20 protein-coding genes and 1 other annotated feature are annotated in these 18,909 nt (G+C 39.6%); of the genes, 4 read left to right on the top strand and 16 right to left on the bottom strand.

The annotated features are described in order from the left end of the window. Nucleotides 1-49: 49 nt before the first annotated feature. Together LG273_RS04360 and LG273_RS04355 are read right to left on the bottom strand one after the other, a co-directional pair. Nucleotides 50-835: a hypothetical protein gene (locus LG273_RS04360; RefSeq protein ID WP_404458090.1), complete on the bottom strand. Its 786-nt coding sequence runs from the start codon at nucleotides 833-835 to the stop codon at nucleotides 50-52. An 18-nt stretch (nucleotides 836-853) separates the two neighbouring features. Next, nucleotides 854-1,270 (bottom strand): hypothetical protein, encoded by a 417-nt coding sequence (locus LG273_RS04355; protein WP_404458087.1) that lies wholly within the window; start codon nucleotides 1,268-1,270, stop codon nucleotides 854-856. Nucleotides 1,271-1,570: 300 nt separating this feature from the next. Here LG273_RS04355 and LG273_RS04350 point away from each other — a divergent pair, with 300 nt between their 5' ends. Next, on the top strand, nucleotides 1,571-2,005 hold the full coding sequence (locus LG273_RS04350; protein ID WP_404458084.1) for a hypothetical protein: 435 nt from the start codon (nucleotides 1,571-1,573) through the stop codon (nucleotides 2,003-2,005). 167 nt (nucleotides 2,006-2,172) lie between these two features. On the opposite strand, the gene LG273_RS04345 is transcribed toward LG273_RS04350, so the two are convergent. The 7 genes from LG273_RS04345 to LG273_RS04315 form a co-directional block, all read right to left on the bottom strand. Continuing rightward, nucleotides 2,173-2,586, bottom strand: coding sequence for a thiol-disulfide oxidoreductase DCC family protein (locus LG273_RS04345; RefSeq protein ID WP_404458082.1), 414 nt, complete (start codon nucleotides 2,584-2,586; stop codon nucleotides 2,173-2,175). 150 nt (nucleotides 2,587-2,736) lie between these two features. Further along, a complete protein-coding gene (locus LG273_RS04340) occupies nucleotides 2,737-3,477 on the bottom strand; it encodes a hypothetical protein (protein WP_404458079.1) in 741 nt (246 codons plus the stop codon). Beyond that, nucleotides 3,470-4,156, bottom strand: a complete 687-nt coding sequence (locus LG273_RS04335; protein WP_404458076.1) for a hypothetical protein — start codon at nucleotides 4,154-4,156, stop codon at nucleotides 3,470-3,472. The genes LG273_RS04340 and LG273_RS04335 overlap by 8 nt, the downstream gene beginning before the upstream one ends. Nucleotides 4,157-4,180: 24 nt before the next feature. Then, on the bottom strand, nucleotides 4,181-5,212 hold the full coding sequence (locus LG273_RS04330; RefSeq protein WP_404458072.1) for a S66 peptidase family protein: 1,032 nt from the start codon (nucleotides 5,210-5,212) through the stop codon (nucleotides 4,181-4,183). A 15-nt stretch (nucleotides 5,213-5,227) separates the two neighbouring features. Next, complete coding sequence (locus LG273_RS04325) at nucleotides 5,228-5,959, bottom strand: class I SAM-dependent DNA methyltransferase (RefSeq protein WP_404458069.1); 732 nt, start codon at nucleotides 5,957-5,959, stop codon at nucleotides 5,228-5,230. Between the two features lie 19 nt (nucleotides 5,960-5,978). Then, nucleotides 5,979-6,437 carry a DinB family protein gene (locus LG273_RS04320; RefSeq protein WP_404458066.1) on the bottom strand — a complete coding sequence of 153 codons (459 nt, stop codon included), beginning with the start codon at nucleotides 6,435-6,437 and terminating at the stop codon, nucleotides 5,979-5,981. 149 nt (nucleotides 6,438-6,586) lie between these two features. Then, complete coding sequence (locus tag LG273_RS04315; RefSeq protein WP_404458063.1) at nucleotides 6,587-7,423, bottom strand: class I SAM-dependent methyltransferase; 837 nt, start codon at nucleotides 7,421-7,423, stop codon at nucleotides 6,587-6,589. Between the two features lie 193 nt (nucleotides 7,424-7,616). On the opposite strand from LG273_RS04315, the gene LG273_RS04310 reads away from it, so the two are divergent. Beyond that, nucleotides 7,617-8,594: an NAD(P)H-quinone oxidoreductase gene (locus LG273_RS04310; protein WP_379562236.1), complete on the top strand. Its 978-nt coding sequence runs from the start codon at nucleotides 7,617-7,619 to the stop codon at nucleotides 8,592-8,594. A gap of 246 nt (nucleotides 8,595-8,840) precedes the next feature. Here the strand turns inward: LG273_RS04310 and LG273_RS04305 are convergent, their stop codons facing one another. After that, the gene (locus tag LG273_RS04305; protein WP_404458060.1) at nucleotides 8,841-9,743 is read right to left on the bottom strand and encodes a hypothetical protein; all 903 of its coding nucleotides are present in this window, start codon (nucleotides 9,741-9,743) and stop codon (nucleotides 8,841-8,843) included. Nucleotides 9,744-9,908: 165 nt separating this feature from the next. Between LG273_RS04305 and LG273_RS04300 the strand changes: the two genes are divergently transcribed. Beyond that, nucleotides 9,909-10,124 (top strand): Spo0E family sporulation regulatory protein-aspartic acid phosphatase, encoded by a 216-nt coding sequence (locus LG273_RS04300; protein ID WP_404458058.1) that lies wholly within the window; start codon nucleotides 9,909-9,911, stop codon nucleotides 10,122-10,124. 6 nt (nucleotides 10,125-10,130) lie between these two features. Here LG273_RS04300 and LG273_RS04295 read toward each other — a convergent pair whose 3' ends face one another. The 5 genes from LG273_RS04295 to LG273_RS04275 all read right to left on the bottom strand — a co-directional run bounded on the left by LG273_RS04295 (nucleotide 10,131) and on the right by LG273_RS04275 (nucleotide 16,555). Further along, nucleotides 10,131-11,216: a metallophosphoesterase gene (locus tag LG273_RS04295; RefSeq protein ID WP_404458055.1), complete on the bottom strand. Its 1,086-nt coding sequence runs from the start codon at nucleotides 11,214-11,216 to the stop codon at nucleotides 10,131-10,133. A gap of 29 nt (nucleotides 11,217-11,245) precedes the next feature. Further along, nucleotides 11,246-12,934: an arginine--tRNA ligase gene (gene argS / locus LG273_RS04290; protein WP_404458052.1), complete on the bottom strand. Its 1,689-nt coding sequence runs from the start codon at nucleotides 12,932-12,934 to the stop codon at nucleotides 11,246-11,248. Between the two features lie 40 nt (nucleotides 12,935-12,974). Further along, nucleotides 12,975-13,186 (bottom strand) — a binding site (T-box leader). 95 nt (nucleotides 13,187-13,281) lie between these two features. Next, nucleotides 13,282-14,403 (bottom strand): ABC transporter permease, encoded by a 1,122-nt coding sequence (locus tag LG273_RS04285; protein WP_404458049.1) that lies wholly within the window; start codon nucleotides 14,401-14,403, stop codon nucleotides 13,282-13,284. Further along, nucleotides 14,400-15,284 carry an ABC transporter ATP-binding protein gene (locus tag LG273_RS04280; protein ID WP_404458046.1) on the bottom strand — a complete coding sequence of 295 codons (885 nt, stop codon included), beginning with the start codon at nucleotides 15,282-15,284 and terminating at the stop codon, nucleotides 14,400-14,402. The genes LG273_RS04285 and LG273_RS04280 overlap by 4 nt, the downstream gene beginning before the upstream one ends. 14 nt (nucleotides 15,285-15,298) lie before the next feature. After that, complete coding sequence (locus LG273_RS04275; RefSeq protein ID WP_379562243.1) at nucleotides 15,299-16,555, bottom strand: ABC transporter permease subunit; 1,257 nt, start codon at nucleotides 16,553-16,555, stop codon at nucleotides 15,299-15,301. Between the two features lie 285 nt (nucleotides 16,556-16,840). On the opposite strand from LG273_RS04275, the gene LG273_RS04270 reads away from it, so the two are divergent. Continuing rightward, nucleotides 16,841-17,362 (top strand): hypothetical protein, encoded by a 522-nt coding sequence (locus tag LG273_RS04270; RefSeq protein WP_379562244.1) that lies wholly within the window; start codon nucleotides 16,841-16,843, stop codon nucleotides 17,360-17,362. A 5-nt stretch (nucleotides 17,363-17,367) separates the two neighbouring features. Here LG273_RS04270 and LG273_RS04265 read toward each other — a convergent pair whose 3' ends face one another. Further along, on the bottom strand, nucleotides 17,368-18,870 hold the full coding sequence (locus LG273_RS04265; protein ID WP_379562245.1) for an alkaline phosphatase family protein: 1,503 nt from the start codon (nucleotides 18,868-18,870) through the stop codon (nucleotides 17,368-17,370). Nucleotides 18,871-18,909 lie beyond the last annotated feature (39 nt).

Genomic DNA, 18,909 nt, shown 5'->3' with positions numbered 1-18,909 from the left:
CCCCCTTTAATAGGAGGCCTCACCTAATTTGTTAGATGAGGCCAGTCTATTATTCTTCGCTTGACATGGAGGAAACCACATCATCCAATGCTGCTTTCGCTTCATCTTCAAGCGTTTGAGCTGCAGCTGTAATGATTTCCTGTTGCTCAGCCACTAATTCTTCTAATAGTTCTTCTACTACTTCTCTGACATCATTTATCTTAAAATTAATCTGGTTTTGAAGGTTCCTTGTCGTGATTTCTTTTTGGTTTTCCACTTCAGCTGTAATTTCTTCCCTAGCTTGCCTAATTGCTTCTTCTAACTCAGACACAGCTGACTCTTTCGCAGCGGTTAAATCCTCCGTTACTTTCGTTAGAGCCGCTTCTCCCTCTGTACCAGTAAAAGCTGTTAGATCATTTGTTGCATAATTAACCCCTTCTTCTCCTAGTCTTTCAATCTCAAAATATCCCTCAAGGAAAAGGTCATAAAACTTAACACCCATCCCATCTAAAATCTCCGTCTTTGCTCCATCCAGCGACTCAATATGGCTATTCTTTACTTCAGCAATAGCAGCTTCAGCACTTTCCGTTTCACTTGCTCTAGTACCATCAATATCTGCACTTGCATCAGATTTAAGACCATTGTATTCTTCTGCCAGCTCTGGAAGTTTTCCTTCTCCATAGGCTGTTACATCCGCTTCAATTACTTCGGCTGTTTCATTAAACAAGCCTTCATACCAATTTTTAAGTTGGGCACCTGCGTCTGTATTTGCTAACGCCGCTCCTGTCCCGGAAATAACACCTACTGCTACGACCCCAACGGCAATTTTACCTTTAACTGTACGTAATACCTTCATTTGAATTCCCCCTCTTCGTCATTTTTCTGATTCGGATAATAATGATTCTAAAATTGCTTTTGCCTCTGTTTCCACTTCATCATCTAGTTCTACTTCCTTTTCGTTTTGATAGGTTTGAAAGATAGTAGAATTAATTAATGTATCTACCGTTTCACCGAGTTCCGTTACGTATGACTCTTTCTGCGCTAGAATCTCTTTACGTGAATTCTCAGAAGTTATTTGTGCATGCTCGTCGACTTGTTTTGCTTTTTCATCCCAGGCCACGTCCACGGTTTCATATATAGCATCCTTTACTATGAGCATGGACTGCATATATCTCTCTACTTGCTGCGTAGCATCCCACCAGACAATACCTGATCCATGCTTCTCAGCAAATACCGTACCAGCTTGAAACAAGATCATAAACATCAAAAGCGCCAAACCAAGTCGCTTCATTTCAGCACAACCTTTCCTTTAAACCAAAACATAACTTACCTCCCCCCTTGGCAATATCCTTGTTCTCATTTAAGAACACTTAAAACGTAGTATAGAACATAAGAGATGATTGTGCAATCTAGTAAATGCTTTCTTCTATTTAATTCATAGTTCAATATCTCTATTTTTCTTTCATTTACTCTACTTTTCTACCTAGTTTCCTTTATGTATAAAATCGTTAGACAATTATTGCAGGAGGTTCTCTATATTTGTCGGAACTTGAAATAATCGCAAAAAAGATGCCCTTTTTAAGGAGCACCTTTGATTAGTGGATATTTTGTTGTTGGGCAGGGGATTGGTTGGTTGGGTGCACAGCTCCAGTGGTCGATTAGACTGCAAGATTGGTTGATTGGACTGTGGGCATGGTCGATTGCTCAGCTCGCTTGGTTGATTGGACTGCAGCATTGGTTGATTGGACTGTGGGCTTGGTTGATTGCTCAGCTCGCTTGGTTGATTGCTCAGCTCGCTTGGTTGATTGGACTGCAGCATTGGTTGATTGCTCAACTCACCTGGTTGATTGGACTGCAAGCATGGTTGATTGCACAGCTCGCTTGGTCGATTGGACTGCAGGATTGGTTGATTGCTCAACTCTCTCGGTTGATTGGACTGCAGAATTGGTTGATTGCTCAACTCACGTGGTTGATTGGAATGCAGGATTGGTTGATTGCTCAGCTCGCTCGGTCGATTGGACCATAAGCGTGGTTGATTGCTCAACTCTCTCGGTCGATTGAAAAGCAGGCACGGTTGATTACACGTCTCCCTTGGTTGATCACTCAAGATTCTAAGTAAATTAGACAGGCAAAACTGGCACGACATCAATTGTTAATTTGCACCAAAAGTTTAAAGCTGCTACATCGAAATTTCTACAATCTAACTTCATCCTGCTCCACCAAAAACCTCGACTTCTCCTCAGGGGATGGAAGCTTGCAGGTTTCTCGTTTACCAAACCATTTATATCGATTTTTCGCTACAATATTATATGCGAAATCTCGTAATGGCTTCGGCACAAGGAGCAATACGTAAAAAGCCTTCCATAATCCTTTTAATTCTTTACATATTCGTAAAGCCGCACTCGACTTGGTATAATAGGTACCATTTTCTACTAATATCATACTGTCTAAAGAAGGATCCATCTGAAAATGTTCTTTCACGCGTTCACCTGCTCCACTTTGAAGGGATACAAAAGTAAATATCCCGTTAGGATCTCTTTTCATTACAAATTGGACACTGCGGTCACAGAAATTACATTCTCCATCAAATAGGATAAGCTTGTTCATTCTAGCACCACCCCACCCTAATTGAGACTTTCTACAATAAGCCTTCCTTGTATATCGCCAGAGAAAAAACTGCGATAACTTCTTATAGCTCCACAAGTTAAGTATGCAAACTGGAGCTTGATATCCTTCAAATTCCTTTTGTCTATCAAACTATCTCTCCAAATCAATTTCCGAAAGCATAGACAAATAGTTAAACGCTAACCTATCATCGCTTTCCCCATAGTCTTCATTCATTTTATAATAATCCCCAACGATTGTCGCTCCTTTGTTCTTATCATAAGGTATCCATTCAATCCTCGTATCGCCGTTTCCAACAATCGAAAACTCCGTATTTTCATTACCCTCTAGACTGTTGTAATCCTTTATAAAATTCGCCCATTCTTCTGGTATCTTCTGTACTCCATATGTTTGTTCTTTCAACGAATATATCTCCTCGAACTGAATCTGTGGCTTATAATATTCCTTGTTATTCATTTCATAGTAGTATGGTGTCCGATACATATAAAGTCCAAAGCTACCCCATTTTGAAGCAGGATGGATATTCCACACTATATATGCATCTTCAGGGTTCTCTCCGTCCAGCCTCCAAATCTCCGGTAGCAGGCTATTTTTTACAACCGTCAGCTCCCATTTATGGTTTCTCCATTCCCAAAAGCTTGCACCCATATAATTATCTTCTGAGATATACGGAACAAAGGCGTGGGTATCTTTTACTTTTACAACTTCCTGCACAACATCCACTTTCGCCTCAGGGTATTTTTGATTGATTCTTTCTTTTGCCTCATCGGGCGTGTAAAAAGCTTCGGGAGTTGTGGGAACAATATAATAGATTAGCACCCCTATCCCCGCTATCATCAATAATCCAGTAATCAAAGCAATTAGTTTATTCATTGGCTACTCCCTCCCCAAAAATGGATGTTGGAGAGCGGTAATAATAATGAGAATCAGGAGTAGTTACAAGCCAACCTTTGCCATCTGTTTCTACAAATAACATAGTATCCAATCCACTTCCCCACTTCGGTTTAATGCCGGTAACATGGTAAGGAAAGCGTTCTTCTGTGTTTTCATATAGATCCTCTATCCAAGTTGCATCTTTTAGGCTTTTCTTCGTAAGGCTAGAGATCGCCTCATCCAGCTTTTGTTTATGTATGGTTTGATCAGGTGCGTGCCGATAGGTTTTTACTATTTCCGCATGTTCAACCCTTGCAAAATATGTTGCGGGTTCTTGGGGATAAAATAAGCTTTGAATAGGCTGGCCTAATAACGTTATTGAAAATAAGAGATAGCTTCCCACAAAACCGGCTAAGCCATATTTATGGTACCAATGCCAATTCCCTTTTCTAATTAAAAAGCCTATGTATAAAAGACATAAACCGATCGGAAATACGGGAAAAGGGAGTGACCCTACTTCCAAATTAAACGTAATAAGACCAATGATAATAACGAGTAGGATCACCCAAGGCTTTGGCTTCCCTTTTTCTTTTTTCTTATATAAATAATATACAAACACGAGAATACACCCGTACCCGAGCGTAGCCATTATGAGATCAATTAAATTAATATTTGCCATCGTAAAACAATCCTTTAATAGCTTTTATTCCACAGCATTTTCCACGATAGAAAATGCTTTTTGTTCACAGTTTATTTCTTCCATTGCACCGTACGGAAGAATAAACTTTGGTTCGGTGTGACCAAAATTCAGATTATACAGCACTGGCATGGTTTCCAATCCATTTTCTTTAAGCACTAAGCGAATTGATTCCTTATATGCATCATAATGTTCTTCATCCTTTGGCTTGCCAAAAATGATCCCATTCACTTGATCTAAAATTCCTTGAGCAGCATAATTACGCAGCCAATAAACGAGAGATTGCGGTGATGGTTTTTCCTCCGATGTTTCAAAGAACAGAATCGCATCCTCCCAAGAAGCTTTCTCTGGCCATATTTCCGTCCCTTTGGCGAACTCTAACACTTCGATACACCCTCCAATTAAACGGCCTCTAACCACCCCTTCTCCCTGTAGTAATTCATAACCATGGTTTGCTTGTCTTTTCCTTGCTGTATGTTTATTGGCCATATCCCACTCCAGAAACTCGCTAGTCCAATTGTTTGCTGGCTGAATGTCGCCAACGGGACAATCTTGAAACAGCGTGCTGCGAATATGATTTATCGTATAGGCATCCATTCCGACATTCTCCGCAAAATCTGTCAAAATCGCAGGCCCATAGAAGGAAGAAAGACCAGCCTTAAGACAAAGCAAATGCGAGATCGTCACATCAGAATAACCCATAAATATTTTGGGATTATTGCGGATGGTTTCAAAATCAATATATGGGAGCATACGTATACTGTCATCTCCCCCGATATTTGCAATAATTGCTTTGATGCTCTGATCTTGAAAAGCATCCTTCAAGTCCTGCGCACGGGCCTCTGGATGGGCGTTGATATATGCAGATCCTTTTAAGCTATTTGACATGGCTACAACCTCAAGACCAAAAACTTCCTTAAGTCGCTGAACCCCTTGCTCATAGCGCCACTTTAAGTCCGGATCACCTGCTCCGCCCCAAGAAGGGCTAACTGTTGCAACCTTATCCCCGGGCTGTAATTTTTTCGGTTTAGTTAGCATGTTTCTCATCCTTTCTTATTTTTCACAAGAAAATAGCAGAAACAGTGGAATTCTTTCTCTTCTCGCAAATTCCTCCTCTGTTGAAAAATTTACGCGTTCAGGAGGGCATTCACTAATGTTTTTAATGTGAAATCCTGCTCGTGTTAAAAGGTGAAAATATTCTTCTATTGTTCGATGGTATTTCACTACATCTTTGTTCATCCACTGCTCAACCCGTTCTCCTGATTCAAAGTAATTGTCTACATTCCAACTTGATCTTTTCTCATTTCCTGAATTTCTATTTCGGGAAGCGGTAAGCACGGGGTGTTGTACACTAAATATCAGTCTGCCATTTGGGTGCAATGCCTGATAGATATTGTCAAAGATAGGAGAAAGATCTTTTAAATAATGAAAAACAAGTCTGGATGTAATGAGATCAAATGCTTGTTGGGGAAAATTCCATTCCTCAATTACCGAATGGTGGATAGCGGCTTCTCGTTCTGCAAGCTGATCTCTAGCAATATTCACCATATTCCGAGAGCCTTCTACTGCTTCATAGCGGGTACAGCCTGCTTCTAAAAGGTCCAAGCCAAATAGTCCTTCTCCGCAACCTAGATCAAGAATCTTCATGCCTTTCACGTCACCGATAAATTGTCTTAAAACAGGGTACTCCATTACATTGTTTGGACTTTCCTTACGATGCCTTCTTGCCATGTAACTGGTATAAAATGTGTCGTTATCATATGCAGCGGATCCTTTATATTCCAATCGCTCATTCCCCCCTTTTCTATAATCCTCTGCCAATTAAACTAGCCGATACTGGCTCTGTGTTTAGCTCCCTAGCCCAAACAGAAAGTTGGCCAATATGGTGGATTTCATGGACGATAACATGGGAAATAATTTCTTTCGTTTTGTAGGTTTCCTGCTGCCAAGATGCTTTCACCTGTTTTTCCATGTCCACTTCATCAATAGCTTTTAGAAAGGAAACCAATTCAGGCCTTAAAGATGCTGACAATTCTTTGAGAGCTTCTAATGTTTGATAATCGTTAAAGGGAAATTCCACATCTTTTTTACCTTGAATAGCCCGTATCCAGCTATATTCCACATCGATAATGTGAAAGAGTGTGAACAAAATACTCCCCACACCACCTGTTCTTTGTTTACTTAATTCACTCGCTGACAGCCGCTCACACCATTCGAACCATTCGTCACGAACCTGCCAATTATACTCGAATAATTGCTTCATTCCCTATCTCCCCCTTCTAAATTGAAGCGTTTACTTATTCCCTAGAAGAATAATTCATACAATTATTACAATTGTAGCAAAAGAGTAAGAAAATTACAGGCTATTTAAAAAAAAGAAAATTAGCATCATGCCAATTTTCTTTTCTTGGTTTATCTAGCAGTAAGTGCAACGGTCGATAAGGGGTGTATGGGTAACGTTTCTTTATTTCTTTGCAAAATGCGTAGTTGAGATCGAATTAATTTCTCGAGTTTTCCAGGAATCTCTGGCAATTGTCTTAATTCTTTTTCAGCGAATTCCAGTGCCATTTCCACTTCCCATTCACCGTCTTTTAATTTAGGGGAGTAAATGGATTCTTGCTTAACAACGTTCCATCCTGCGTCTTTGGCCATATCTTTAATATCTTCCACAGTAAACAAGCTGCGGATGTTTGCTTCACTATCCGTTTTAAATGCTTCATATTGCGCTTGAAGAAGAACAGCTAAAAGATGTGACTGCTGTTCCACATGTTGAATCGCTGCATCCCACTCTGCAAAGCACAATTGCTTTCCCCACCTTCTTGATTTTTTTAAAATCGCAGAAAGTTCTTCAGCTGAACGTAAATACCATGACGCATGCGAGAAGACGATATAATCAAAATGGTTTTCAGGGAAGGTTACCGTGTCAGCTAATACATTCACTTGAAAATCCATCTTAATTTGAGTACCTAATGAAGATGCTACTAAATAGTTCCTTGACTCTCCAAGGGTGACAGGGCTCCCATAATCAGGCCCAGCAATATCCACTGCATGAACTTGTCCCTTTTCGCCTGTAAAATATGCCAGAACAGCAGTAGTATCACCTTGTCCGCAACCTATTTCTAAAATTTTGCTTCCTGCTTCGATCCCCCACGACTCCACTAGCTTTACTCGATGCTCCGTTTGATTAAACTGAATTTCTCCTTTGACTGCCATACAATCTGCTATGTTGGAAACAATAGATGGTGCCATGAAACTCCCCCTTTTTTAAGTTGCTAAACATATCATATACCTTGTCCTTTAAAATGAGAACAATTTTCAGATGGAAACAATGCTTATTTTGGAAGACTTGTACGACCAATTTACGGTTAGTTCAAATAGTTGCCGGCACTTTCTTTTTGGCGTAGTATAAATTCTACAATATACAAATAAAGGAGCGTTGATCATGAAAGCAGTTGTCGTCAATCAACCTGGTGGAGCTGATCAGCTTCATGTACAGAATGTAGAGAAACCTTCTCCCGAAAAAGGAGAGGTCTTAATAAATGTTAAAACAGCAGCGATTAACCGGACAGACATTATTTCTCGTGAAGGAAAATCTGGTTATATGAACAATCCTATTCTCGGTGTAGAGGTAGCCGGGGAGGTAGTAGAAGCTGGAGAAGAAGCAAACATACCCGTTGGCACAAGAGTGATGGGGCTTGTCAACGGTGGAGGCTATGCGGAATATGCAGTGATGCCAGCAGATCGTGCCATGGTTGTTCCTGATAAATTAAGTTTTGAGGAAGCGGCTGCCATTCCAGAAGTATTTCTTACCGCCTATCAAACCTTATTCTGGTTAGGGAATTTGACTAAAAATGAAACAGTATTAATTCACGCAGGCGGAAGTGGCGTTGGAACCGCTGCTATCCAACTGGCCCGTCAATTAACCAATGCGAAAATCATTACCACAGCTGGTTCACTGGAAAAGCTGGACTATTGCCATTCACTTGGTGCAGATGTAGGAATTAATTATAAAGAGCAGGACTTTGCAGAAGAGGTTTTAAAAGCCACAGATAATGCCGGTGCTGACGTAATCCTCGACTTTATTGGTGCTTCTTATTGGGAGAAAAACCTAAAAAGCATCGCCGTAGATGGGCGTTGGGTTCTAATCGGTGTGCTAGGTGGAAGTAAGGTAAATGACATTGAACTTATGTCCCTTATGGCCAAGCGAGTGCATTTAAAAGGTACCCTCCTCACCCCTAGAAGTGATGACTATAAAAAAGAGTTAACGAAGGATTTTGCTAAACATGCCTTACCTCTCTTTGAAAAAGGTAAGCTAAAAGCAATTGTAGACCGCGTATTTCCTATGGAAGAAACCGGTGACGCCCATCGCCACATGGAAGCTAATAAAAACATTGGAAAAATCATTGTAGAGATGGAGTAATGTTGGATTGAGGTGTGGGGCGGCTGGGGCGGCGTGCTAAGTGGGGCGCGAGTTATTGGATGTGGTGCGCTACTTTCTAGCATTAGTGCTCGTCCTTCTGCTGTGCTGCGCGACTCCCTGCTCTTGGAGCGCGACTTCATGGCTTTGATGATCGCCTTTCTGATTACGAGGCGCGACCTCCTGGATAGCGGAAACCCCTACTCTATCACCGCCAAAAAGATCAAAAAATACCCTCCAGCAATAGCGTCATATTGCTGGAGGCTCTTTTAATTGATACGTAACCCATACTTTAGTTGATTTAAAGGGAAAGTACTTCATTATTTGCATAGAATATGGATCTGTTGTATCAAATTCCCCTTCCATCGTTTGATAGTCTGCTTGTTTAGCAAAATTAATTTGGCACTTAACAAGATTAGCGAGCAAGTATACTTCCTCATTATTATTTAAACCGCACCATCCGAGTTCTACGGTGCCCTGACTTGTGGAATGATGGAGGAAGGAATAAGCTAAGAGCCTATCATCCATTTTATCAACAGCTATAAAGCTACCATTTTCGATTAAATCTTCAGCAAATATTAGCCCCTCCCATGTTTTAACACCAAGCGTTGCAACGGGATTAATCATATGTGTTCGTTCATAATTTATTTTCACTAATTCAATTAATTGGTGGCGCAAAGCATCGTTTTCTTTTACTTCCCTTAGAGATAAAATAGAAGATTTCTCTAACTCATTAATATGGCTAGCGTCTAGTTGTTCAACATATAAGCTTGGCATATAAGTTTTTCTTACTTCTTTGAAGCCGTATGCTTCATAACTAGCTCGTAGCACATGCGAAGATTCCCATAAGGAAGTCTGAATGGGATAAACGATTTTATTCCGGATTAATCTATCTAACAGAGATTTTACTACTACAAAATCGTACCTGTTCTTCTTGTGTACAATTTTGATGTAGGTGCAATAAGGGTGCATGGGGTTCTTCCAGGAGGCAAGTAATGCAATTATTAGATTATTTGCCCAAGCTGTATATGCAAATTGATGACTGGAGCTTTTCACTGTATCCAAAACTCCTTTAACGTCACCGTGTTGTCCTACCCAATCTTTAGTACTTTTTAAATCTGCCACAACTAAATCCTTTACTTCCACTGACATAATATCCTCCACAATTACATTACGAATTTTGTCGCATTTTATGTTGTTTTAGCTTGTTTTGTAAAAACTATTGCATTACCTAGCAAAATTTTGCATACTTACTTTTGTGCTTGTGACGAACGTCCTAAAATTTTTTCATAAAGAAAGAAAAGGAGCATTATCGCTATGATTGTTATAGAACCAATCGATAAGAAACTAAACACTGCAATTATGATGAAACAAGAGGAAATGCTTGAATACGCAAGACGCTATGGCATGACAGACCCACGCACTGTTACGTGCAGTCAACAGCTTGATCGCTTATTAAACAAGCAGGAAAAATTATCCTTTACCCTAGCTGCGTACAGTTTAGAAACTTTTTCTGATATGTATGGCTTTTAGTACTAATTATATACAAGCCTTCGGGATCCAACCAACTTGACCTTGCTTGTTCTTTATTAGTACATAGCCATCACAGTCAGCATTTATGATAAATATTACGTCACCTTCTTTTACTGATAAGAAAGTAGAGCTTACATCACTTTTGCTACGCATTTCTCTTCCAGAATGAGTAAGGTATTCATTTTTCACCCATTGTTTAACTCCAAGACTTTTATTCTCACATAAAGTAAAATACGAGTCCTCCTGCAAAAACTTAAATTCATAGTTTGGGTAGGTGACAGTGCCAGTGCACCCTGTAGTGTCTTTATGTGTCTGTTCTACAACGGCTTGACTGTATAGATTATCAACATACGTAAAGGAAAAACGGTCATTCTCATAGATTACTGCATTCAGCTGGCCATCTCGCTTAATCTGGTTACCACCATCCATCGTTACGATTCTTTTATCCATATCGATAATAGGATTATTGGAACTAATTTTATCCGCGGTGTAATTAACCGCAGGCCAGTGACCAACAATAACGGGTTTGTCTGCCTGGTGCCCTTGCTCATAAAAGGAAGGCATCGCCAAGGCAGACTGCTTGCTCGTATTTTCCCAGTCAGGTCTGTTCTCAATGCCGGCATGGACTATGATGAAGGCATCCGTTTCATATGCCACTGGCCTACTCCCTAGCCAATCCAATTCACTTGAAAAGTGCTTGCGGTAAAACTCACCAAGTTCCTCAAGGGTTGAAAAGTCTTCCATTCTCTTTTGGTGATGGTGGAGCATTTCATGTAGTATGGAATGAGGCTGGTTTGCCATATAGTTTTGGATACCTTCGTTGCCTTCAAATACATGTTGGAAAAGAATATCACAATTGCCTTGTGTGGTAAAAACACGGTCTGATGCCCGTTCTAACTCTTGGACATACCGAACAGTCTCCAAACTGTTCGGCCCTTTCTCACAAAGGTCACCATCGATAAACAGGTAGTCCTCTGTTGTGTACGCTACTTTTTCTAACAGTCTTTTAAATAATTCTTTGCTTCCATGAATGTCAGAAACAATAATCACTCTTCTATCTGCATCTAAATGAAGCTTTTCAATGTGTAGCATTGTTTATCACCTATTCTTGTGTTTTCGAGTTACATTTCATGTGGAGCTTTTATGCCAAGTAGGCGTAGCCCTTCTTTAATCACAATGGCCGTACATTCCACTAAGGCCAAGCGACTTGCTTGCTGGTCATCTTCTTGAAGGATTTTACAGTTCGCATAGTATTTATTGAACTCCCGGCACAGGGAAAGCAGATAAACCGCAATTTCAGATGGTTTAGCCTGTTCATAGCTCTCTTTCACTTTAGTTGGAAAGTCCATCAGTTTTTTCACAACAGACCAGCTATACACATCTGATAACCCGTCCGTAGGCTCTTCTGCTGAACCATTCGATTTTTGTAGAATGGAGCATGCTCTTGCATGGGTATATTGCACATACGGTCCTGTTGCACCCTCAAAACGCAGCATATCTTCAAGCGAAAATTCAACAGAGTGCTGAGGATCTGTCTTCAAGTCTTGGAAAATGATTGCGCCAATCCCGACATCCTGCGCAACTTGAGCTTTGTTTTGCAAAGTAGGATTCTTTTCTTCAATACTTTTCTCTGCCATCTTAATCGCTTCTTTTAATACGTTCTCTAAAAGGACGACCTTTCCCTTTCTTGTTGACATCTTTTTTCCGTTTTGCAAAATAAAGCCGAATGGAAGATGCTGCAGATTATTTGCCCATTCAAACCCTAGTTTCTCTAATACCAGAAACACCTGCTTAAAATGTAAACTTTGCTCGTGACCCACAACATAGACTGATTTGGCAAACTGGTACGTTTTCTGACGATAGATAGCAGCTGTTAAATCCCTTGTTGCATAAAGGGTTGCTCCATCCGATTTGCGAATGAGACATGGAGGTAAGTCATGCTCCTCCAACGTGACGACCTCAGCTCCTTTGGGAGTCGACAGCAATCCCTTTTCCTTTAACAAATCAATTGTTTCTTCCATTTTATCATTATAAAATGCTTCCCCGTTGTATGAATCGAAGGATACATTCAAAAGTTTATAAATTCCTTTAAATTCCTCCAAGGAAACTTCACGGAACCACTGCCATAATTCCAAAGCTCTTTCGTCACCTTGTTCGAGCTTTAGAAACCAAAGTCGCGCTTCCTCTTCTAATTTCGAATCCTTTTCCGCTTCCTCATGAAAACGGACATATAGCTTTAATAGCTCCTTAATCGGATCTTGGCGTACCTCCTGCTCATTTCCCCAACGATGATAGGCAGAAATAAGTTTGCCAAACTGGGTGCCCCAATCACCTAAATGATTGATACGCACTGGCTGATAACCGCATTTTTCCAAAATATTTGCGTAGGCGTTCCCTATTACTGTGGAACGAAGATGTCCCATCGAAAAAGGTTTAGCAATGTTAGGTGAGGAAAAATCAATCGTTACTTTCTCACCTTTACCAATATTAAGGGACCCGTAAGCTTCTTGCTTCGTTTGAATATCAGTGATTATTTCCTTGCTAACACGTTTTTTATTTAAAAAGCAATTAACGTATGGACCTTCAGAAACCACTTCACTAAAATAAGGATCCGTTATTTTAGCAGCAAGCTCTTTTGCAATGGAGGCCGGATTTTTCTTATATACCTTGGCCAGTTCAAAGCATGGAAAAGCAAGGTCCCCCTGTTCCGTATATTTGGGGAACTCTATTCTCTCCAGTACTTTATCCTCCGTTAGTAATCCTGCTGTTTCCGCAGCTATTTGTTTGGCAAATATCTTTTTAACTTTCATCTCATCATCTCCTTTAGAAATTAAAAAAACCCCGCCTCTATATAGAGACGAGATTACCCGCGGTACCACTCTTTTTGTTCAAATTGAACCAAGCTTGAAATGATTAACGTTCATCACCCGGCACACCCTACTAGCACTCGTTCAGGCTGCTTCTCAGAAGTCCGCTTCATTATCTTTGTTCTGTTAGGCTCACACCAAATCCTAACTCGCTTAAGAACCTATGATAACTACTCTCTTCCTCACAGAATTGTTTTATAATTTTTGTAATCATAGCTGATTTTCTTTTATAAGTCAACCTGCTTCCCAAGTTAAACTTCAAACCTCATAGGTAATAAGCACAATTAATACTATCCTTCTTGTTTACTGTTTTTAAACAGATGCATGCTCCACCCAAGCAAAAGAATCGCCAGAAGAATTACTGCTGGAAAACTTTGAAACCATGATGCCTCATTTTGTAAAAGGAGGGCGTCATCTGAATACACTTGACGGAGCGGATTGACCCAGGCCATAACTCCTGAAGGTAAAAGCCACCATAGAGCGAATCCACTTAACAGTGTAACTAAAACAGCAAATAATGTAGCCAATGTCTGCTTGATTAGGAGACTAAACAAGAAACAGAGTGTGATCACTAGAATGATAGTAGTAGAGATAAGCACAAGCCCTTGAAGCATATATGTTTTAACAGTAAGGAATTGTATTGCTCCGTTCTTCTCAAAGAGGACAGGGTAATCAAACGTCCCCTTTTCTCCAAAGAAAAATCCAATTACAAAGGTAAAGCCAATAACAGCTGCCATTGTTAGAAGATAGGTGATGATAGCACTTACAAATTTGCTCAGGATAATATGATGCTTATTAAGTGGTTGGGTAAACAGTAGATTCACAGAACGATTTTCAAACTCCCCTGATAACGTATCCCCAATAATTAGTAGCATGATAATAATTGCACCAGCATTTATGAATAGGCTAACAATTTGCTTTAAAAAGTTGGGTAGTGCTGTACTATAACGGTCTTGCTGTGGCATGATATCTTCATCTACCAATTTTTGATTCATGGAGGTTCGGTAATTGATTTCCTTTATTGGTATGGTTGTTTCTCCTCCTGCCTCCACATAGCTAGTCAGTTCATTATAGTATTGATTTTCCAAGTTCAGTTGCTGTTTCCATTCGTCTGTATTGATGAGATTTCTCACCTCATATAACTTATTTATCATGGAACTATTTATTCGCTGTAATTTTTGCTGCTTCTCATTCTCAGGGTCAGCTTCCAGTTCTGCCAAGTGCAAATCAGCATTATTGTAATTGCCCTGCAGCAATTCTTCCAGCTCTTTTTGTTCTTCTTTCACAATCTGCTCCTGAAATACGATATTCCGTATAAACAAAAAGCTAATTCCTATGAAAACCAGTAGGAGCAAGAAAAGGAATTTCCTACTAAAAATTATTTTTTTCAATTCAAAGGAGAGTAGTTTCATACGGAAGCTTCCCCTTCAAAAAGTTCCCGGTATCGCTTCTCTGCTCCAACCTTTCGATTTTCAATGGATAGTAGCTCAATTTGATTCTCATTTAAACAATCAATAAATTGTTGCAAGGATACATCTGTTTCCTCAAACCGTAGTACGCCTTTTTCAGCTAGGCTAAAGGGAATTCCTTTAGCTGTTAGCACCTCTACTGCTTTATCCGCATTGCTAACAGATACTTCATATTGATTAAGATGAAGGTCTGTGAGCGATTCCTTAAGCAATGCGCCGTCCTTCATAAAATAAATCGTGTTGGTGAGCCTGTCGATTTCATCTAAGTTATGTGAAGATACGATAATCGTTGTCCCAATTTCAGCAAGTTCTAATAAAATATTACGCATGTTTATTGCACTTGTAGGATCCAGCCCATTTAACGGTTCATCCATCAGTAAAAGCTTCGGTTCATTAATAATAACCATCGCTAGTAATAGATGCTGCTTCATCCCAAGCGAATAATTTCGTACCCGTTTTTTCAAGTAGGATCCCATTCCTACACGATCCACTACTTCTTTAATTTTACTTTGATCAATATGTTGCGCCTGACAAATAAACTTTAAATGGTCATAGCCCGTTAAATCGCCATACAAGATACGATTATCTTGCAAATAGGACACATCATAAAATAGCGAACTATCCTTATGGTTTTTCCCTAAGAGTTCAATGCTCCCCTCATTCACTGTCAGAAGGTTTGTCATACAGTTTAATAACGTTGTTTTGCCCGAACCATTTGGACCAACTAGGGCAATAATCTGTGGCGATTTAATTTTAATATTGATTCCTTTAAGTACAAGCTGTTTTTTGTAACGTTTTTTAAGATTATCTACGTTTACAATCATGTTCTTTCCCCCTCTTATGAAAACCGCTTCTGTAAAATGGTCACCCCATAGGTCACCAGCCATAAAAGTACACTGGAAACCGCGAGAGCGATCATACCTTGGTTAAATGAAAAACTATTATTCTCTAACGTTAGCGCCAATTCATTTGTAATTACTTCTCTGACAGAAAAATAGTGGAATGGAATATAAGGAGCAATCATGGACGTGACTGAATCCGCACTTAATCCTATCCCCGCAAATAATATGGCGATCGTTAAACCAATTGCTACTAAGGCCCTTTTCGTGATAATAGAAAACAAGATTAATATGGAATAGCAAAAGATCAACACCATGAAAAAGAGACTAGCAGATTGAAGTAAGAATGTTCCCATGTTCATAAAGCTGAAGGAATACTCCTCCCCGTAAATTAAAACAGGGTAATCCCAATCACCTAATCGGTCAAATATTGTACCGAGTATGAATGAAAGCAGTACAGTGCCGAATAGTAAAAGGAATGTTACCAAAAGCATTGTTAAAAATTTCCCTATAAATAGCTTAGAACGGCGTATCGGTTGGGTACGCAATAACTGGATTGAACCATTTTTGGCAAGCCCTTCTTTTGTGACCATGTCACCAAAAAGAAACAGAAAAAAACATGCACCTAAAATATTGAATACAAATGTAAACAGGTGGTTAGTGAAGTAAATACCGGTTGAAGAATATTTCGTACTGAATATCTCCAATGATTCTTCTAGAGTCGGGGGTTCGTACACTTGATCATATAACGTCACCCAAGAGTAATAATGTATAGGGTAAACAGGAGTAATTTCTTTATCTCTTAACCACTTGTGATATTCCAATTTGCTCTCTTCTGTAACGAGTGTGGGCCATGCAGCAGAGTAATACTCATCTCGAAAAATACGGTTTGCAACGTGCTGTTCATATTGTTCTATTTCCTTATTTAATAATGGAGTCCATTCTCCATTTCTAAAATATTCTATTTCTTGTTGTTTAACTTCGATGTCTTCCTTATTAAATTCTAGGGTTCCAGTTGTTTCCTTATCTTCCTCATCCAACTCACCTGCCTTAATGGCAGCCTCTATACTATTAATTTCACTTTGTATTCTAGATATATCTGCTTCATTTTTTAAGATTAAATCATCTGTATGCATCGTATGTATGTGAACATATATATAATAGCTAAGTATAAATAGGAGGCAGCCGAATAAAAGAAATCGAAAGAAATTTGACTTTGCCACTTTTTTTAATTCAAAACGGATAATCGTTAGCAATTAATCACCTGCTTCCATTTGATTTATGGAACTTTAGTATTATAAATTCAACAAACCAGTAGCAATCCCTTTAAAATTATTAGAAAAATCACAAATTTATGATATATTTGGAATGCAAGCAATAACATAATGAAGAGTGGGATGATATGAGAAGCAGTGTCAATATTTTAATTGTGTTTATATCAATCGTTTTTTTACAGGTTGTTCAAATAAACTCATTCCGGACAGCATTTCTTGCTATGGGATGGCTGCTAAGGACAAAGAATTAGTAAAGGGGGAAAGTACATGAGATTAAAAATTGTTTTCTTACTTATAATTATCACGCTAGTTTTTACAGGATGTACAAATGAGGAAGCTGAGTCCACTAAAGAAAAAGCTCCTTCTCCCTCTACGGAAGTGGGAAGTCAACAGGTCACTCCTCCTAGTATAGGAATAAATAAGGGTGAAAGCACAACTGTGGTAATTTTAGATACTCATTGTTGGGAAGAAAATTGTTCGCTCACACCTAATCCTCCTGACGAATTGTTGTTGGGTGAGACACCGCTTCGTGTTAAACCTGAAGATGAGCTGGAACTATCTGTTTCTACAAGTGAAGTCCCAATCTCGGATGAAATATACTCCCCAGATTTTAACATTGTTCAAGTTAGTGCGAGTGGAGAAAAGGAAACGGATGTTAATTTCGAAACCAAATATTTAACTGCACCTACAGAGGAAGGAAAATACTACTACAACATTACTACGGAATGGGATGGCGAACTTACAGGAAAAGCCATTTATGCTTTTGCTATATTAGTACGTGAAGAATAATGTCCTCATAATTTTGAATCTTCCTTTTCATAGTGGAATTGATTCACCACTAACTGAAAAATAAACGCTTTTAAATCTACAAATCGTGGATAAATGGGCTTATCCGTTGAACCTGCAATAATTAACGGTACGAGCGACTCCTGTTTATGCAATGAGCCGTGCGCTGCCCCTGCCAAATGAAATGGTGTTGACTGAGCCTTAAATTCGCATCCGGGTTTGGCATTTACCACAAGAAACCGCCCAGATTGGGAATGAAGGGCACCGTACAACCTGGATAATGCATCAGGAAACTTCCCAAAAGCAAACCTGTCTCCGTCGGTCCTTTTTAAATCAAGCACCTCAAGATTGCCTTCAATATGCCAGTTTTGACCATAAATATCTTGAGTGTTTCCACCTGGTGAAAAGGTTATACGACCATCTACTATGCCAGACTCTACATGAATACTGTTTTGATCCTTCCAGGCGATTACATCAATTCGTTCATCCGCTTTAAGTGGCTCTATTAATGGGGATAATGGTAGCTTCTCATCTAACACATAAATATAAGCCATCCGTTGATTCACACTAAAAACGAGTTGATCTTTTTTCTGCACGGGGCGTTGAATCTTTGCAATCCGATAATGAGAGAGTGATTTGCGTAAATCTATCAAAACTTGCTTGTAACTCATTCCAGAAGGTGCGTGCCCATTGTCACCAATTACAAGCCAGATATTCTTTTTTAGAGCCTCTTCCCAACTGGAGTATAGATTCAATGTCTTCTGGATTTCCCGATCAATCTTCGTAATCCCTTTTATGTCCATGGGACCTCTAAAATGAATTCGTGCGTCCAGATCCTGAAATATACAAAAGGTAAAGCCAGGGAGTTTATTCTTGCGGATCAGGTGACGCAGCTCTCGTGCTGTATATTTGTAGTTACCGGCCGCTAGCTGTGTGGGAAAACCGCTTCTCCTAATTTTCGAAAATACACCTAAAGAGAAAATAGGCGTCGTCTGACTGATCCATGTGCCTTTCTGGAAACGTGTAAAAGCTCGAAGTAATCGGGGAGTCTTCAACCATTTTGGCGTATTCCCACGATAGACAAACGAATTAATAGATGCTGAGGAAACTCCTTCTTTTGCTAGGTCTTCGTAAATGGTGGTGACTCCTGCACTCATGTGCTCATTATTTAGTCGGTAGAGCATGTTATGTATAGACTTGCGCATACCAATTCGGAAGGTTTCTCTAAAACCTGTTCCATAGTTAACAAATTGCTTTTTGTTCGTATCAAACCAATTCAATCCCGGAATATGATGTTGGTCAGGGTAGGTACCTGTTAATAGGCTACTATCGATGGTAACGGACATGGTTGGATACGAGCTGACCATCTCAGGAAAATAGGTACCGTTTTCCATGAGGAACTTTAGTGCTGGAGCACGCCCTGTTTGGACAGCTACCTCAAGTGGATAGGACATTAGTGAATCTATGTTTAACAGTATTACTGGCTTTTCCGGCTTTTTGTATTGGGGCATTGTGTTATTCTTCCTCTCTATACAGTGTTTAGTTAGGTT

The organism is Oceanobacillus kapialis, from assembly GCF_044790185.1.
In the GTDB taxonomy this organism is placed as follows: domain Bacteria; phylum Bacillota; class Bacilli; order Bacillales; family Amphibacillaceae; genus Oceanobacillus_B; species Oceanobacillus_B kapialis.
This window is presented reverse-complemented; position numbering and strand designations above follow the sequence as displayed.

Bases quoted from the DNA above. Each gene is read 5' to 3' on its own strand.
- LG273_RS04360 (WP_404458090.1), bottom strand. From the start codon at position 835: ATGAAGGTATTACGTACAGTTAAAGGTAAAATTGCCGTTGGGGTCGTA.
- LG273_RS04355 (WP_404458087.1), bottom strand. From the start codon at position 1,270: ATGAAGCGACTTGGTTTGGCGCTTTTGATGTTTATGATCTTGTTTCAA.
- LG273_RS04345 (WP_404458082.1), bottom strand. From the start codon at position 2,586: ATGAACAAGCTTATCCTATTTGATGGAGAATGTAATTTCTGTGACCGC.
- LG273_RS04340 (WP_404458079.1), bottom strand. From the start codon at position 3,477: ATGAATAAACTAATTGCTTTGATTACTGGATTATTGATGATAGCGGGG.
- LG273_RS04335 (WP_404458076.1), bottom strand. From the start codon at position 4,156: ATGGCAAATATTAATTTAATTGATCTCATAATGGCTACGCTCGGGTAC.
- LG273_RS04330 (WP_404458072.1), bottom strand. From the start codon at position 5,212: ATGCTAACTAAACCGAAAAAATTACAGCCCGGGGATAAGGTTGCAACA.
- LG273_RS04320 (WP_404458066.1), bottom strand. From the start codon at position 6,437: ATGAAGCAATTATTCGAGTATAATTGGCAGGTTCGTGACGAATGGTTC.
- LG273_RS04315 (WP_404458063.1), bottom strand. From the start codon at position 7,423: ATGGCACCATCTATTGTTTCCAACATAGCAGATTGTATGGCAGTCAAA.
- LG273_RS04310 (WP_379562236.1), top strand. From the start codon at position 7,617: ATGAAAGCAGTTGTCGTCAATCAACCTGGTGGAGCTGATCAGCTTCAT.
- LG273_RS04305 (WP_404458060.1), bottom strand. From the start codon at position 9,743: ATGTCAGTGGAAGTAAAGGATTTAGTTGTGGCAGATTTAAAAAGTACT.
- LG273_RS04300 (WP_404458058.1), top strand. From the start codon at position 9,909: ATGATTGTTATAGAACCAATCGATAAGAAACTAAACACTGCAATTATG.
- LG273_RS04295 (WP_404458055.1), bottom strand. From the start codon at position 11,216: ATGCTACACATTGAAAAGCTTCATTTAGATGCAGATAGAAGAGTGATT.
- argS (WP_404458052.1), bottom strand. From the start codon at position 12,934: ATGAAAGTTAAAAAGATATTTGCCAAACAAATAGCTGCGGAAACAGCA.
- LG273_RS04285 (WP_404458049.1), bottom strand. From the start codon at position 14,403: ATGAAACTACTCTCCTTTGAATTGAAAAAAATAATTTTTAGTAGGAAA.
- LG273_RS04280 (WP_404458046.1), bottom strand. From the start codon at position 15,284: ATGATTGTAAACGTAGATAATCTTAAAAAACGTTACAAAAAACAGCTT.
- LG273_RS04270 (WP_379562244.1), top strand. From the start codon at position 16,841: ATGAGATTAAAAATTGTTTTCTTACTTATAATTATCACGCTAGTTTTT.
- LG273_RS04265 (WP_379562245.1), bottom strand. From the start codon at position 18,870: ATGCCCCAATACAAAAAGCCGGAAAAGCCAGTAATACTGTTAAACATA.